This window comes from Actinoplanes missouriensis 431, assembly GCF_000284295.1.
Taxonomy (GTDB): Bacteria; Actinomycetota; Actinomycetes; order Mycobacteriales; family Micromonosporaceae; genus Actinoplanes; species Actinoplanes missouriensis.
On record NC_017093.1, the window covers coordinates 8,437,649 to 8,452,835 of the forward strand.

Annotated in this window: 10 protein-coding genes; 5 read left to right on the forward strand and 5 right to left on the reverse strand. The window is 71.2% G+C overall.

Going from position 1 to position 15,187, the window contains the following annotated elements; translation table 11 throughout:
- The first annotated feature begins 54 nt into the window (after positions 1-54).
- On the forward strand, positions 55-3,861 hold the full coding sequence (locus AMIS_RS38555; protein ID WP_014447914.1) for a type VII secretion protein EccC: 3,807 nt from the start codon (positions 55-57) through the stop codon (positions 3,859-3,861).
- 121 nt (positions 3,862-3,982) lie between these two features.
- Positions 3,983-5,221, forward strand: coding sequence for a type VII secretion-associated serine protease mycosin (gene mycP / locus AMIS_RS38560; protein ID WP_041830332.1), 1,239 nt, complete (start codon positions 3,983-3,985; stop codon positions 5,219-5,221).
- Positions 5,222-5,292: 71 nt separating this feature from the next.
- Here mycP and AMIS_RS38565 read toward each other — a convergent pair whose 3' ends face one another.
- The 5 genes from AMIS_RS38565 to AMIS_RS38585 are packed head-to-tail and all read right to left on the reverse strand — an operon-like array spanning position 5,293 to position 9,818.
- Positions 5,293-6,471, reverse strand: coding sequence for a MarP family serine protease (locus AMIS_RS38565; RefSeq protein WP_014447916.1), 1,179 nt, complete (start codon positions 6,469-6,471; stop codon positions 5,293-5,295).
- Between the two features lie 28 nt (positions 6,472-6,499).
- The gene (locus tag AMIS_RS38570; protein ID WP_014447917.1) at positions 6,500-7,228 is read right to left on the reverse strand and encodes an NUDIX hydrolase; all 729 of its coding nucleotides are present in this window, start codon (positions 7,226-7,228) and stop codon (positions 6,500-6,502) included.
- Positions 7,225-7,800 (reverse strand): TlpA family protein disulfide reductase, encoded by a 576-nt coding sequence (locus tag AMIS_RS38575; protein WP_014447918.1) that lies wholly within the window; start codon positions 7,798-7,800, stop codon positions 7,225-7,227. The genes AMIS_RS38570 and AMIS_RS38575 overlap by 4 nt, the downstream gene beginning before the upstream one ends.
- Positions 7,797-8,627, reverse strand: coding sequence for an endonuclease III (nth, locus tag AMIS_RS38580; RefSeq protein ID WP_014447919.1), 831 nt, complete (start codon positions 8,625-8,627; stop codon positions 7,797-7,799). Before nth ends, AMIS_RS38575 begins: the two co-directional genes overlap by 4 nt.
- 6 nt (positions 8,628-8,633) lie before the next feature.
- Entirely contained in the window at positions 8,634-9,818 is a 1,185-nt protein-coding gene (locus AMIS_RS38585; RefSeq protein ID WP_041830334.1) for a CapA family protein, read from the reverse strand.
- Between the two features lie 206 nt (positions 9,819-10,024).
- Here AMIS_RS38585 and AMIS_RS38590 point away from each other — a divergent pair, with 206 nt between their 5' ends.
- The 3 genes from AMIS_RS38590 (at position 10,025) to AMIS_RS38600 (ending at position 14,277) form a co-directional block, all read left to right on the forward strand.
- On the forward strand, positions 10,025-10,702 hold the full coding sequence (locus AMIS_RS38590; RefSeq protein ID WP_014447921.1) for a Crp/Fnr family transcriptional regulator: 678 nt from the start codon (positions 10,025-10,027) through the stop codon (positions 10,700-10,702).
- A 171-nt stretch (positions 10,703-10,873) separates the two neighbouring features.
- A complete protein-coding gene (locus tag AMIS_RS38595) occupies positions 10,874-12,259 on the forward strand; it encodes a carboxyl transferase domain-containing protein (protein ID WP_014447922.1) in 1,386 nt (461 codons plus the stop codon).
- Between the two features lie 11 nt (positions 12,260-12,270).
- Complete coding sequence (locus AMIS_RS38600; protein ID WP_014447923.1) at positions 12,271-14,277, forward strand: ATP-binding protein; 2,007 nt, start codon at positions 12,271-12,273, stop codon at positions 14,275-14,277.
- The last annotated feature ends 910 nt before the right edge of the window (positions 14,278-15,187 follow it).

The following is a 15,187-nucleotide window of genomic DNA, read 5'->3' on the forward strand; positions in this document are numbered from 1 at the left end:
CTCTACCTAGCATCGTGAGGACATCGCTACGGAGAGCAACAAGATCGGAGTCCGATGGGGACGATCACGGTCCGGCGGCCACCGCGCCGCCCGGAGCCGGTCATCCCGTCGGGCGCGCTCACCATCGATCCGCCGCCGGAGATGCCCGCCGCGCCGACCGGCCGCTGGCAGCAGTGGCTGCTGGCGCTGCCGATGCTGGGCGGCACCCTCGCGATGGCGCTGATGATGGGCCAGGGACAGGGCGGCCCTTATGCGTACGTGGTGGGCGGGCTCTTCGGGATCTCCTCGCTGGCGATGCTCACCATGTCGCTCGGCTCCACCGGAGCACCCCGCAGAGCGGAGCTGATCGCGGCCCGGCGGGAGTACCTGCGGCACCTCGCCGGGCTGCGCCGCCGGGCCCGCCGGACCGCCCGGATGCAGCGGATCGGGCTGCTCTACCGCCATCCCGATCCGGACCGCCTGTGGTCCACGGTGGACAGCGACCGTCTCTGGGAACGCCGGCCGGAGGACGCCGACTTCGGTGTGGTCCGGATCGGACTGGGGCCGCAGTCGCTGGCCACCCCGCTGACACCGCCGGCGACCCGGCCGCTCGACGAGCTGGAGCCGATGACCGCCGGCGCCCTGCGACGGTTCCTCCAGGCGTACGCGGTGGTGCCGGACCTGCCGGTGGCGATGTCGGTGCGCGGCTTCGCCCGGGTCCTGGTCAGCGGCGGCGGGGCTCGCGCCCTGGTCCGCGCGGCGCTCGTGCACCTTGCCGTCTTCCACGCGCCGGACGACCTGATCATCGCGGTCTGCACCGGGCCGGGGACCCGTGACGACTGGGAGTGGGTGAAGTGGCTCCCGCACAACGGTCATCCGAGCCGCTCCGACGCGCTCGGCCGGCTGCGCCTGATCGGTGATCCGGACCTGCTGGACGACCTGCTGAGCGGCCGGACCGGGCAGCATCTCGTGGTGGTGACCGACCGGCCCGACCGGCCCGTCTCGATCGGGCGGGACGGTGTGACAGTCCTCGACCTGGACACCGCGCCACCCCGGATGCCGGACGCCTCGACGCTGGTCCTGGAGATCTCCGAGGACGGCACGCTGCACACGTCCACGCTGGACGACCATGGTGTCGCCGGCCGCGCCGACCGGCTGGAGATCGCGCAGGCCGAGGCGATCGCCCGGCGGCTCGCGCCGTTGCGGCTGGAGACCGGCCCCGAGTCGGCCGGACCGGCGACCGGTTCCGACCCCGGCCTGACCGAGCTGCTCGGCATCGGCGACCCGCCGGTGCTGACCTCGGTGCGCCGATCCGGCCGGCACCGGCTGCGGGTGCCGATCGGGGTGGACGACAACGGCCGCGCGGTCGAGCTGGACCTGAAGGAGTCCGCGCAGGACGGGATGGGCCCGCACGGGCTGATCGTCGGCGCGACCGGGTCCGGCAAGTCCGAGCTGCTCCGCACGCTGGTGCTGGCCCTGGCCGCCACCCACTCCGCGGAGACGCTGAACCTGGTGCTGATCGACTTCAAGGGCGGCGCGACGTTCGCCTCGATGGACCGGCTGCCGCACACCGCCGCGCTGATCACCAACCTGGCGGACGCGCTCCCGCTCGTCGACCGGATGGCCGACGCCCTCGACGGTGAGCTGCTGCGCCGGCAGGAGCTGCTGCGCCGATCCGGCAACTTCGCCGGGCAGCGTGACTACGAGCGGGCCCGTGCCGCCGGGGCGGCGCTGCCACCGCTGCCGTCGCTGCTGGTGATCTGCGACGAGTTCTCCGAGCTGCTCCAGCGCAAACCCGAGTTCCTCGACCTGTTCCTGCAGATCGGCCGGCTCGGCCGGTCGCTCGGCGTGCATCTGCTGCTGGCCAGTCAGCGGCTCGAGGACGGGCGGCTGCGCGGGCTGGACACGCACCTGTCGTACCGGATCGGGTTGCGGACCTTCTCGGCGCTGGAGTCCCGGGCGGTGCTCGGGGTGCCGGACGCGTACGAGCTGCCGCGCTCGCCCGGCCACGGCTACCTGCGGTCCGGCACCGAGCCGCCGATCCGGTTCCGTGCCGCGTACGTCTCCGGCCCGTCCCCACGCCCCCGCGAGCTCGTTCCCGCCGCCCCGCGGGTGCTGCCCTGGACCACCCGCCTGCTGCCGCTCCCGGCCGCTGACCGGCGACCGGAGCTGGAGGGTCCGCCCCTGGCCGACGTGCTGGTCGGCCGGCTCGCCGGCCACGGCCCGCCGGCGCATCGGGTCTGGCTGCCGCCGCTGGACCGGTCCGCCGGCCTGGACGACCTGCTCGGTCCGATCACCGCCGACCCGCAGCGCGGGCTGACCGTCGCCAACCCGGCGCTGCGCGGCACCCTCCAGGTGCCGATGGCCCTCGTCGACAAGCCCCGGGAGCAGCTGCGCGACGTGCTCTGGCTGCAACTGTCCGGCTCGGCCGGGCACGTGGCGGTGGCCGGCGGCACCCGCAGCGGCAAGTCCACCGCGCTGCGCACGCTCGTCTGCGGCCTCGCGCTCACCCACACCCCCGCCGAGGCACGCGTCTACGCCCTCGACTTCGGCGGCGGAACGCTGAGCGCCCTGCGCGACCTGCCCCACGTGGGTGGCGTCTTCGGGCGACTGGAGCCGGAGGGGGTGCGCCGCACCGCCGGCGAGATGGTGACGCTGCTCAACGATCGCGAGCGCCGGTCCCGCCCGGACGACCCGCACGTCTTCCTGGTCGTCGACGGCTGGTCCACGCTGCGCACCGACTTCGAGGAGCTGGAGCCGATCCTCACCGACCTGGCCACGCGCGGGCTCGCCTACCGGATCCACCTGGTCGCCGCCGCGTCCCGGTGGACCGATTTCCGGCCGCCGATCCGGGACCTGTTCGGTTCCCGGGTGGAGCTGCGCCTGGGTGATCCGGCCGACTCGGCGGTGCATCGGCGGGCCGCGGCCGAGGTGCCCGAGGGACAGCCCGGCCGTGGCGTGACCGAGCACCCGGACGATCGGGACCGCGGGCTGCACCTGCTCACCGCCCGGCCGGAGGTGTCCACAATGGGCGACACGGCGGCGCTTGTCGAAGCGGTGGCCGCGGCCTGGGGCGGGCCGGTGGCGGATCCGGTGCGGTTGTTGCCGGCCGTGGTGGCGTACACGAATCCCGGGCCCGCGGAGGGCAGCGGCCTGCGCGTGCCGATCGGCATCGCCGAGAGCGATCTGCGGCCCGTGGAGCTGGACTTCGCCGCCGAACCGCATCTGCTGGTCCTGGGCGATGCGGAGTGCGGCAAGTCGTCCTTCCTGCGCGCGCTCGTCACGTCACTGACCAGCCGTTTCACCCCGGAGCAGGCGCGGGTCATGCTGGTCGACTACCGGCGCGGCCTGATCGACCTGCCGCACACCGAACACCGCATCGGGTACGGGATACAGGCTCAGCAGACAGCCGATCTGCTCCGGTCGGCGGCCGGATACATGGAGCGGCGGCTGCCCGGACCGGACGTCACGCCGGAGCGGCTCCGGACCCGCTCGTGGTGGACCGGACCGGAGCTGTTCGTGCTGGTCGACGACTACGACCTGGTGGCTGCGGGACCGGCCAACCCGCTCATGCCGCTGCTCGACCACCTGCCGCAGGCCAGGGACATCGGGCTGCACCTGGTGCTCACCCGGCGGGCAGGCGGCGCGGGCCGGGCCCTGTACGAGCCGGTGATCCAGCGTCTACGGGAGCTGTCCGCGCCCGGCCTGCTGATGTCCGGTCCGGTGGAGGAGGGCGCGTTGCTCGGCACCGTGCGAGCCGGACCCTTACCACCGGGGCGTGCTCACCTGATCACACGGCGTGAGGGAGCACGGCTCATCCAGCTGGCATACCTGCCACCGTTTCGGGATGCGGAAAAATCAGCAGACTCCGCGTGCGATTAAGCGCGGCCGACCGCAGCGACACGCCGACACTGGGGAGTAATCTCCCTCCATCGACTGACCATCCTCACCAGAGCGAAGGCGGTGTTCGTTGCCGAGCCTCTCCCGCCGGACGGCCGCCGCCATGCTGGCCGGGCTCCTGACGTTCGCCACCCCCGCCACCGCGGCCGTCGCCGCCCCGGCGATCACGGCGGAGCCGGTGGTCACCACCGACGACTCGGTCCGCTCCGACCAGTGGCAGCTGCAGGCGCTCGACCTGACCGGCGCGTGGTCCTACGCGGACGGCGCCGGTGTGACGGTCGCGGTCCTCGACTCCGGCGTCGACGCGCGCCACCCCGACCTGGAGGGCCAGGTGCTGCCCGGCCTCGACCTGGTCGACACGAAGGGCGACGGCGAGAGCGACCCGGTCGGCCACGGCACCACGGTCGCGGCTCTGATCGCCGGCCGCAACGACGACGACGCCGGCGTGGTGGGCATCGCCCCCAAATCCAAGATCCTTCCGGTACGGGTGCTCGACGCCCAGAACCGATACGACGACGCGCTGATCGTGGCGCAAGGTGTTCGCTGGGCGGTCGACCACGGCGCCAAGGTACTGAACCTGTCGCTCGGCGGCAGCGGATCCAGCGCCACCCTGGCGGCCGCGCTCGACTACGCGTTCGCCAAGGACGTCGTGGTGATCGCCTGCACCGGCAACGCCAGCGCGTCGGCCAGCTCGGAGAACACCGGGGTGTGGTACCCGGCTCGCGAGCCCGGCGTGGTCGCGGTGGCCGGCATGGAACGCGACGGCACCACGCTCTGGGAGGGTTCGATCACCGGCGCGGAGACCGTGCTGACCGCGCCCGCCACCCAGCTGGTCGGCGCCCGCGGGCCGGACGACTACTGGCGGGTGCAGGGCACGAGCTTCGCCGCGCCGATGGTGGCCGGCGCCGCCGCCCTGATCCGTTCCCGCTGGCCCGACATGCCGGCCGGCGAGGTGATCAACCGGCTGATCCGGACCGCTGACGACCGGGGTGAGCCCGGCCGCGACGACAAGTTCGGCTTCGGCCTGGTGAACCCGGTGGCCGCGCTAACCGCCGACGTCCCGTTCGTGACCGACAACCCGCTGGACACCACGCCGCCGGCCGGGGTCGCCCGGTTCGGCAGCGCGCCGGTCCCCGGCCAGGCCCAGTCGGCCCCCGAGGCAAGCGGCGCGCCGGGCGCGGTCACGCAGTCCCCCGCGGCGAACGCGGGCGGGTGGGCCGCGCCGGCTCAGCCCCTCGGCGGGGGAAGCCATCCGGCCCGCTGGATAGCGATCCTGCTCTTCCTGATCTCCGCGCTGGCAGCCGCCTTCACGGTCCGCCGCTTCGCCGGCACCGCGGGCTGAGCCAGGAGCCGTCTTTTCGCGTCACGCCCGGAGCGGGTGTGTGGTCACGCCCGCGCGCGGGTGACCGCGAATCAGGCGCACTCGCCGGTGTCGACGCCCTTCGTGCGGCTCTTACCGGTCTGCGCCACCCCGGCTGCCTCGTCGGCGGTGAGGGCGAAACCGACGTTCTTGTCGTCGGCGGCGGCCGCGAAGATCACGCCGAGGACCCCTCCGCCCGGATCGATCAGCGGACCGCCCGAGTTGCCGCTGCGGACCAGCGACTTGATCGTGTAGATCTCCCGGGTCACGTCACCCGAGTCGTAGATGTCCGGCCCGGTGATCCGGCTGACGTCACGGACCCGCGCGGACTGGGCGTTGTAGGGCCCGTCCTGTGGATAGCCCAGCACGATCGCGCTCGCCCCGCTTGCCGCTTCCTTGCTCACGAACTCCATCACCGGCGCCTTGAGCCCCGGCACGTGCAGGACCGCGAGATCGCGTTTCGGGTCGTAGACCACGACGGTGCCCTCGAGCTGGCCGCGGGACGTCTCCACCACGACCTCCCGGGTGCCGGCCACCACGTGCGCGTTCGTCATCACCCGCTCGCTGGCGTAGACGAAGCCGGTGCCCTCGATCCGCCGGGAGCAGCTCGGCGCGGCGCCCAGCACCTTGAGCACCGACTTCTTCGAGTCCTGGACGATCTTGGAGTTCTTCAGCTTGGGGTCCGGCTCGGCGACCTCTTTCGCCTGGGTACGCGCGAGACCACCGAACACGTCCGGGAATCCACTGGTGTCCAGGGTGTCGCGCAGCGCCGAGGAGAGCGCCTGCGCCTGCTCCGGCATCAGCCCGTTGATGCCGGAGAGGATCGCGCTGCTCCGGAACTCCCGGTTGATCGCCGGGAACGGGGTGGACCCGAGCGGAACGGCCACCAGCCACGCGGCGAGCAGCAACGCGACCACCGAGACGAGCGCACCACCGGCGTCGTCCAGATGCTGCAGCGGCTTGCTGAAGATCCCCCGGCGCAGGTTGGTGCCGAGCCAGCCGGCCAGCGTCTGCCCGAGAACCGCGAACGTGAGGATCACGGCGAGGGCCACGACCAGCCGCACCGTCCCGTCGGCGAACTGCTGCGCGATCAGTGGTCCGAGTTGGAGCCCGATGAGAACCCCGCTGAAGAACCCGCCCAGCGAGAACGCCCCGATGACGAATCCCTGCCGATAGCCGCTGATCGCGAACAGCAGCATCAGCACAACGAGAATTACATCGACCACGGGCACTCACTCAGCGTAGAAGCACGTGGCCACGTCACGGCACCACCTCGTCGGGCGCGCCACTGGAAGCCGCCGGAACGGGTGCCGACGCATCCGGAAGCTCCACCACGCGACCCGGTTCCCAGGGCTGCGACCACCCGGCCATGTCGAGCAACGACGAGATCACCCCTGCCGTGAAACCCCAGACGAGCAGCCCTCGGACCTGGAAGGCGGGTCCGATCCAGCCACTCGGATGACGCACCCGGATACGGTTCGCCGGGTCGGCCAGTTCACTGATCGGCAGACGTGCGACATGTGCGACTTCGGTCGCCTGCAGCGGGTGCACCGGGTGCGGCTGCCGCCACCAGGCCAGCACCGGCGTGACGACGAACCGGCTCACCGGGATCCACAGGTCCGGGAGCAGGGCCAGCACCTCGGCGCTGCCGCGGTCCAGGCCGACCTCCTCGGAGGCCTCGCGCAGCGCGGTGTCCGGCGCGTCCCGGTCCTCGGGGTCGGTCGCGCCGCCCGGGAACGCCGGCTGCCCGGCGTGGTTGCGCATGGTCGCGGCCCGCTGCAGCACCAGCAGGTCCGGCCCGCCCGGGGTGTCGGCGGCGGGCTCACTCTCGCCGAGCAGCACCAGGACCGCGCTGTGCCGCCCGTTGCCGCCGGCCGGCTGGCGCAGCGGGGTGAAGTCCTCGGTCCGGCAGGTCGACACCCGGGTCAGCAGCGGCTCGAACCAGTCCGGCAGACCGTCCGGCCGCCGCAGCACCCGCCCCTGGCTCATCGGGTCACCGTCACGCCGGTGTGCTCCTTGACCTGCTTGATCAGCTCGTCGACGGTCAGCGGCACCCGATGGACGTAGACCTTGCCGGCGGCGTCGACGAAGATCGTCGCCGGTAGAGCCGGCTGCTTGACCGCGATGGCGAGGGACTGCTTGGGGTCGAAGAGAGTCGGCATGCTGATCCCGTTGTCGGCGGCGAACGAGGCGGCCCCCTCACGCCGGTCCATGCTGTCCACGGTGAAAACCGTCAGCCGTCCGTCGGCCCGGTCGGCCAGGCCTTGAATGACCGGTAACTCCTCACGGCAGGGCGGACACCATGAACCCCAGATGTTGATCACGGCGGGCAGTCGCACGTCGCGGAGGCTGACCTGCTCGCCACCGGTGAAGCAGGGCAGCGACAAATCCGGCAGGTCGGTCGGGCTCGCTGCCGGGGAGGCGGTCGCAGTCAAGGTGTCGCACGCGGCGAACGGAGACGGTGACGCGGGCTCCTCGCTGCTCGACTCGGCGGCGGCCGAGCAGCCGGCCACCACCGCCAGCGCCATCACGAGCGGCGCCACCGCGCGAAACCGGATCACGGTTCCTCCGGCGCCAGAACCGCGGCGACCGGCACGAGATCGGGATCCACCCCGGCCGCCACCGCCAGCTCACGGGCCCGGGGTCCTTTGAGCAGTTTCGCCGCGGCCGCCGCCTCGGTCGGGCCCGTCCCGTACGCCGGGCACATGCTCGCCAGCGTGCAGGCGCCGCAGGCCGGTTTCCGCGCGTGACAGACCCGCCGCCCGTGGAAGATCACCCGGTGCGACAGCATGGTCCAGTCGCGTTTCTCGATCAGCTCGGCGACCAGGAACTCGATTTTCACCGGGTCCTCCTCGTCGACCCAGCCGAACCGGTTGGTCAGCCGCCGGAAGTGGGTGTCGACGGTGATGCCGGGCACCCCGAACGCATTGCCGAGGATCACGTTGGCCGTCTTGCGGCCGATCCCGGGAAGCTTGACGAGCTCGTCGAGCTTGCGCGGCAACTGGCCGTCATGCCGGTCGAGGAGCGCCTGACCCAGCTTGATCAGTGAGTCGGTCTTCGCCCGGAAGAAGCCGGTGGGCCGCAGCAGCGTTTCCATCTCGGCCCGGTCGGCGGCGGCGTAGGCGGCGGCCGACCGGTATTTCGCGAACAGCTCCGGGGTGACCTGGTTGACCCGCACGTCGGTGGTCTGCGCGGAGAGGACCGTCGCGACCGCGAGCTCGAGCGGGTTGGTGAAGTCGAGCTCGCAGTGCGCGTCCGGATGGGTCTCGGCGAGCACCCGGGCCATCTTGCGGGCCCGTCGTTTGCGGCCGAGCAGGGTCTCCCCCGCGTATCGCGATGCGGAGGCGGGCGGAGTCACCGGTAAAGAGTACGTCGGTGCGGCGAACATCCGCGGTCACGCCGGGGGCTTGATCGTCCCGTCGTCACCGATCGACACCGCGGAGTCGCCGAAATCGGACTCGGAGAGCTGAGCGACCAGTTCCCGTCCTCGCTCGTTCTTACTGTCCCGGGTCGGCACGCCGGTGGTGTTCATGTACGTGGAGAGGAACTTGCCGCCGGTGTACTCGCCGTCCTTGGTGAGCGAGACGTGCAGGATCCCCGCGTACTTGAGGACGCCGTTGCTGGAGAGCGTCTTGCCGCCGCCGGCGAAGTTGCCGAGGCTGTACGCGATCAGCTTGCCCTTGTAGAACTCCATGCCGCGCAACACGTGCGGCCCGTGCCCGATCACCAGGTCGGCCCCGGCGTCGATCACCGTGTGACTGAACTTGATCGGATCACCGCGGTTCTCGCCGAAGAAGAGCTCGTTGCCCGGCTTCACGTGCTGCTTGTCGGAGCCCTCGGCGCCCATGTGGACCTGCACCACCGTGAGGTCCGCCTCGGACTTGGCCTTCTCGACGATCGCGGCGGCCGCGTCCAGGTCGTTCAGGTTGTTCGCTCCCGCGTACGGCGAAAAGCCGATGACCGCGACCTTGACGCCCTTGATCTCCACGACGGTGATCTGGTCCTCGGCCCCGGTGTGCTCCAGCCCGGCGCCCTCCAGGGCCTCGACGGTGTTCCGGTACCCGGCCGTCCCGTAGTCCTTGGAGTGGTTGTTCGCCGTGTTGAGCAGCTGGAACCCGGCGTCCTTGAGGTGCTCGGCGTACGCCGGCGGCGAGCGGAACGCGAAGCAGTTGGGCCGCGGCGGCGAACCGCACTTGGAGCTGCCGGTGTCACCGGTGAGCGGCTGTTCCAGGTTGCCCATCACCAGATCGGAGGCGAGCCCCTTCTTCACCGAGTCGAAGAAGCCCTCGCCGCCGTTGGCCGGCAGCCGGTTCGGCGCGCTGCCCATGATGATGTCACCGGTGGCGGAGAGGGTGATCGACTCGACGGTGGCGGACTCCTCGACCGGTTTCGCGCCGCTCGTCGTGGCGGGCGCAGCGGAAGCCGCGGGCGCCTCCCACTGAGCGGAGGGTGAGTCGCCGCGTTTGGCGATGGCGACACCGGCAACGCCGGCACCGGCCAAAACAGCTAGGACAATGGTGACAGTTAGGGCAGGGTGTCCTAAACGTGCCTGGCGATGGGACCGGGGGTGCGAATTCATCGACCGGGACGATACCGTCAGCTCGCATGCGGGATCGACCGACGAAAGGCCTGTCCTGATATGCCCGGACCGCTGAATTGTCACTAGCGGTCACGGCATTTCTGGTTACCGTCCAGTATCTGGATCAAGGGGTGGCCGCCCGTTTCCCGCCCGCGTGCGCCTAGACTGATCGAGCGCAGACGTTGCGCGTTTTCGGAGGTGCGGCGATGGATGAGGTACTGGCTCGCAGCGGGATCTTCCAGGGCGTTGACCCGGAAGCCGCAGAGGCGCTCGCCAAGGAGATGGACACGATCGAAGTCCGTAAGGGCGACGTGGTCTTCAACGAGGGCGAGGCCGGCGACAGCCTGTATATCGTTCTGTCCGGGAAGATCAAGCTCGGACGCAGGGCCGCGGACGGCCGGCAGAACCTGGTCTCGATCATGGGACCGTCGGACATGCTCGGCGAGCTTTCCCTCTTCGACCCCGGCCCGCGGACGGCGACCGCGACCGCGGTGACCGACAGCCGCCTGGCCCGGTTGAAGAAGTCGTCGCTGCGGCCCTGGCTGAACAACCGGCCGGAGATCGCCGAGCAGCTGCTCCGCGTGCTGGCCCGCCGCCTGCGCCGGACCAACGACGCACTCGCCGACCTGATCTTCACGGACGTGCCGGGCCGGGTCGCGAAGAACCTGCTGCAGATGGCCGGCCGGTTCGGCACCCGGGACGGCGGCGTGCTGCGGGTGACCCACGACCTCACCCAGGAGGAGCTGGCCCAGCTGGTCGGCGCGTCCCGGGAGACGGTCAACAAGGCGCTCGCCGACTTCGCCTCCCGCGCCTGGCTGCGGCTCGACGGCAAGAGCGTGATCATTCTGGACCCGGAGCGGCTCGCGCGGCGCGCCCGCGTCTGACCTTTCCGCCTGAAGGGGCTGTCCGCGAGGACAGCCCCTTCAGCATGCCCGCGTCACCGTGTCGCACCCGCCAGGCCACTCGTTACGGAGGTGGCCGAGAGGCACCGGCGTGACAAGGAAGGGCGCGGCTTTGAACGCAGGTAGGGTCGGAGCGGGCATCGGGGTGTCTGCATGACCGTGCTCGACACCACGCTGGACCCGCGTGACCCCGCGTACCTGGAAGGGCGCAGCGCCACCCTGCAGCTCCTCGCCGACCTGGAGGACGCTCTCGACCAGGCCCGTGCGGGCGGCGGCGAGAAGTGGGTGACCCGCCATCACGCGCGCGGAAAGCTGCTCCCCCGCGAGCGGATCGAGATGCTGCTCGACCAGGACAGCCCGTTCCTCGAGCTGGCGCCCTCGGCCGCGTGGGGGTCGGAGTACCCGGTCGGCGCGAGCGTGGTCACCGGCGTCGGGGTGATCGAGGGCATCGAGTGCGTGGTGATCGCCAACGATCCGACCGTGGACGGCGGGGCGGTCAACCCGTACACCGCTGCGAAGATCCGCCGTGCGGCGCGGATCGCGTCGGTGAACCGGCTGCCGCTGGTCACGCTGGTGGAGTCGGCCGGCGCCGGCAATCCGGACGGTGGCATCGCCCGTGAGCTGAGCCGTCTCACCCCGGATCGGGTGCCCACCGTTTGCGTGACGTTCGGCCTGACCACTGGTGACGCTGCGTATCTGCCGGCGCTCGCCGATTACACGATCATGGTGCGTGGGCACGCCAAGGTGCTGACCATCCACCCGCAACCGGTCCGCAGTTCGGCCAACGGCGTCGAGGTCCGCGCCACCCCGGTCGTGCCGGCCGGGCCCGCCGGACCCGCAGATCAGCTCGCCGAGGACGAACGCGACGGCCTGCGGCTGGCCCGCCAGTGCGTACGCCGCCTGAACTGGCGCAAGCACGGCCCGTCCCCGCGCACCCGGCATCCGGTCCCACCCCGGTACGACCCCGAGGACCTGCTCACCGTGGCCGCGACCGATCCCGCCGAGTTCGAGCCACGGGAGGTGCTCGCCCGGATCCTCGACGACAGCGACTTCGACGAGTTCAAGCCCGGTCAGGCGGTCGCCCTGCTGGCCGGCTGGGGTGAGCTGCACGGATACCCGGTCGGCGTGGTCTCCAGCCCGAGCACGCCCTGCTCGGCGGCCGAGGCGCAGAAGGCCGTGCACTTCCTGCACCTGGCGAACGCGACGGCCACCCCGCTGGTCTTCCTCCGGCATACCGGCACCCCGGGCGGCGACGACACGGAACCTCCCGACGCCCGGCACGACGCCCCGCTGGTCCACGCGGTGTCCCGCTCGACCGTCCCCCACCTGGTACTCACCGTCGGCTCGGTCGCCGAGCACTCGACCGACCGCGTCGGCGAGCCGCGCTTCACGTTCAGCTGGCCCGCGAAGGGCCGCACCTGCGCCGACGACGGCGTCATCGACCCCCGTGACACCCGTACGGTCCTCGGCCTCTGTCTCTCCGCGGTGCACAGCGCCGCCGTTGAGGGTGCTGGACACGTCGGCGTTTTCCGACCTTGAAAGGTAGTGCAGTGATTCGACGACTTCTGGTGGCCGACCGTGGAGAGGTCGCCCGCCGGGTGTTCGCCACCTGCCGGCTGGTCGGCATCGAGACGGTCGCCGTCTACTCCGACATCGACTCGGCGGCACCCCACGTCGACGAGGCCGACTACGCGGTCCACCTGCCGGGCAACACCCCGGGGAGCACCTACCTGCGTACCGAAGCCCTGATCGCGGCCGCGCAGCGGTCCGGCGCGAACGCCGTGCACCCGGGCGTCGGCATGCTCGCCGAGGACCCGGACTTCGCGATGGCCGTGGTCGACGCCGGCATGATCTGGGTGGGGCCGACCCCCGCGACGTTGCGCGCGCTGAGCGTGAAGCCCGAGATGAAGCAGCTGGTGGCCGAGGCGCGGGTGCCGGTGCTGCCGACGTTCACCGACCCGGGCTCGGTGACCGGCTTCCCGGTGCTGATCAAGCCGGCGACCGGCACCGGCGGCGCCGGCATGCGTGTCGTCCGGGACGCCGCCGCCCTGGCCGAGGCCGTCGCGTCGACCCGCCGCGAGGTGGGCGGCGACGTCTTCTGCGAGCCCTACGTCAGCAACGTCCGCCACATCGAGGTGCCGATCCTCGCCGACGCGCAGGGTTCGGTCGTCCCGTTCGGCGAGCGCGAGTGCTCGGTGCAGCGCCGCTACCAGAAGATCATCGAGGAGACCCCGTCGCCGGCCGTCGACGCCGCGCTGCGCGAGGACCTGTGCCGGGCCGCGATCGTCGTGGTCCGGGCCCTCGGATACGTCGGCGCCGGCGCCGTCGAGTTCCTGCTCGACGCGGAGGGCAAGTTCTGGTTCCTCGAGCTCACGCCGACCCTGCAGGCCGATCACGCGGTCACCGAGTGCGTCTCCGGATACGACCTGGTGCGCCTGCAGTTGCTGGTGGCCGAGGGCGGCAGCCTGCCGATGCCGGGCCCGCCGCCGATCCGCGGGCACGCCATCGAGGTGCGGATCTGCGCGGAGGACCCCGCGTACGCCTGGCTGCCCGCCGCCGGAACCCTGCACCGGTTCGCCGTCCCCGACGTGGCCGGCTCGTTCCGCCCGCTGGCCCAGCCCGGCCTGCGCCTGGACGCGGGCGCCGCCGACGGCTCGGTGATCGGCATGCACCACGACCCGATGCTCGCGAAGCTGATCGCCTGGGCGCCGAGCCGCCAGGAGGCCGCCCGGATGCTGGCGTCCGCGCTGGCCCGCGCCCAGATCCACGGCGTCGTCGCCAACCGGGACCTGCTGGTCCGCACGCTGCGCCACCACTCGTTCCGCAGCGGCAGCACCGACACCGGTTTCCTGGACCGCCACCCCGAGGTCTTCGCGCCGCTGCTCTCCTCGGTCGACGCGGTCCGTCTCTCCTGCCTGGCCGCCGCGCTCGCCGGCGCCGCCGCCCGCCGCGCCGCGGCCCCGGTGCTGAGCTCGCTCCCGTCCGGCTGGCGCAACGTGCCGTCGGGTTCGCAGACCGCGGTCTACGACGGCCCGACCGGCCCGGTCGAGGTCGGCTACCGGATGAACCGCCACGGCGACCTGGCCGGCTGGTGGGTCCGCGCGGTAGACCCGGAGGAGCTCGACCTGGCCGGTCTCGGTCAGGCCCCGGTCTCCGACGAACACCCCCCGATCATCGTGGTCCAGGCCGACGGCGACCGCGTGGTGCTCAACGTGCAGGGCATCCGGCTGGCCGTCCTGGTCCACCGCGTCGGCGACGTGTCATATGTGGACAGCCCCGAAGGCTCGGTCACCCTCCGCGAGATCTCCCGCTTCCCCCTGCCCGCTCCGGAGACCACCGAAAGCTCCCTGATCGCCCCCCTCCCCGGCGCGGTCCGGCGCGTCCTCGTCGTGCCCGGCCAGCGAGTCCGGGCCGGTGAGCTGCTGCTGACGCTGGAGGCGATGAAGCTCGAGCACCCGGTCCACGCCCCGTCCGCCGGCGTGGTCGCCTCGTTACCGGTGCATCCCGGCACCGAGGTGGACATAGGAGAGCTCTTGGCGGTCCTCGACCCCGAATAGATCGGGTACGGGCGACACCGTCCCCCGAAGCACCGATCCGTCCCCGAGAGTCCGCGCGACGAGGTGCCACTCAAGGCCGTCCGGCGACTTTCGCGATCGGTGCATGGTCGCCCCGAACCGTAAGCCGCCTCGTTTAGTCCTGCCGAGTCATCCTCATTGAGAGATCGATTTGACGGCTCATCACCCTTTCGGTGACCCCGGCGAGTGAATTCCCACGCCGGGCAGCCAGAGCCTGTTACGTCAGGTGACGCCCCTCAGCGATCCCGGTTTTCCATCGTCGCGCAAACTACACACCGTTTGACGGGTTCGGAGCCAGCGCAAATATGCAAGCTTCGATGGAATCTGCAAGTTGCCTGCACATCGATATCACTCCGCCGAGCATGAATGCACGTGCATCCGCCCTTGCGGCGTTGAGGGACGCTTCCTAAGTGACTATAAGTGACCTCTTGGGCATCGCAAGATGTGAGTATGCTGCGTTCAGGGCGGGCTAGCGCGTGCAGATGCACGTGCATAAGCCTAGTGGTCAACTAGGTGGAACAGCTCGCTCCATCTATCGAATCAACCGCGGGAAAGAAGTCGCGGCGGCCTCTCCTGCATGAGAGGCCGCCGCAGGAAACCCCAACTCCGCCAGGAGAAAGGATTCGCCTTGAGCCTACGGCAGCGGAAACGAACTGCTAAGAGTCAATCGTCAAGTGCCGCTTCGAAACTTGACAAACAGAAGCATGAGTGTTCAGCGGATGATTCGGGGAGCGCCCAGCCGGATCAGGGAAGCCGGAATCCGCACAGCGTTGCCTTCGAATATCTGAAGCACGTAACGGCCGCTTTGGCCGGCGCCACCGCGCTCATCGGCGCGATCGGTGGCCTGCTCGGTCTGTTCCGCTGATCGACCGCCTGCCGGGCTGCGCCAGCG

What these genes read in the sequence shown, in the direction of transcription:
- AMIS_RS38555 (WP_014447914.1), top strand. Translation starts at nt 55, where the DNA reads ATGGGGACGATCACGGTCCGGCGGCCACCGCGCCGCCCGGAGCCGGTC.
- mycP (WP_041830332.1), top strand. Translation starts at nt 3,983, where the DNA reads ATGCTGGCCGGGCTCCTGACGTTCGCCACCCCCGCCACCGCGGCCGTC.
- AMIS_RS38570 (WP_014447917.1), bottom strand. Translation starts at nt 7,228, where the DNA reads ATGAGCCAGGGGCGGGTGCTGCGGCGGCCGGACGGTCTGCCGGACTGG.
- nth (WP_014447919.1), bottom strand. Translation starts at nt 8,627, where the DNA reads ATGTTCGCCGCACCGACGTACTCTTTACCGGTGACTCCGCCCGCCTCC.
- AMIS_RS38585 (WP_041830334.1), bottom strand. Translation starts at nt 9,818, where the DNA reads ATGAATTCGCACCCCCGGTCCCATCGCCAGGCACGTTTAGGACACCCT.
- AMIS_RS38590 (WP_014447921.1), top strand. Translation starts at nt 10,025, where the DNA reads ATGGATGAGGTACTGGCTCGCAGCGGGATCTTCCAGGGCGTTGACCCG.
- AMIS_RS38595 (WP_014447922.1), top strand. Translation starts at nt 10,874, where the DNA reads ATGACCGTGCTCGACACCACGCTGGACCCGCGTGACCCCGCGTACCTG.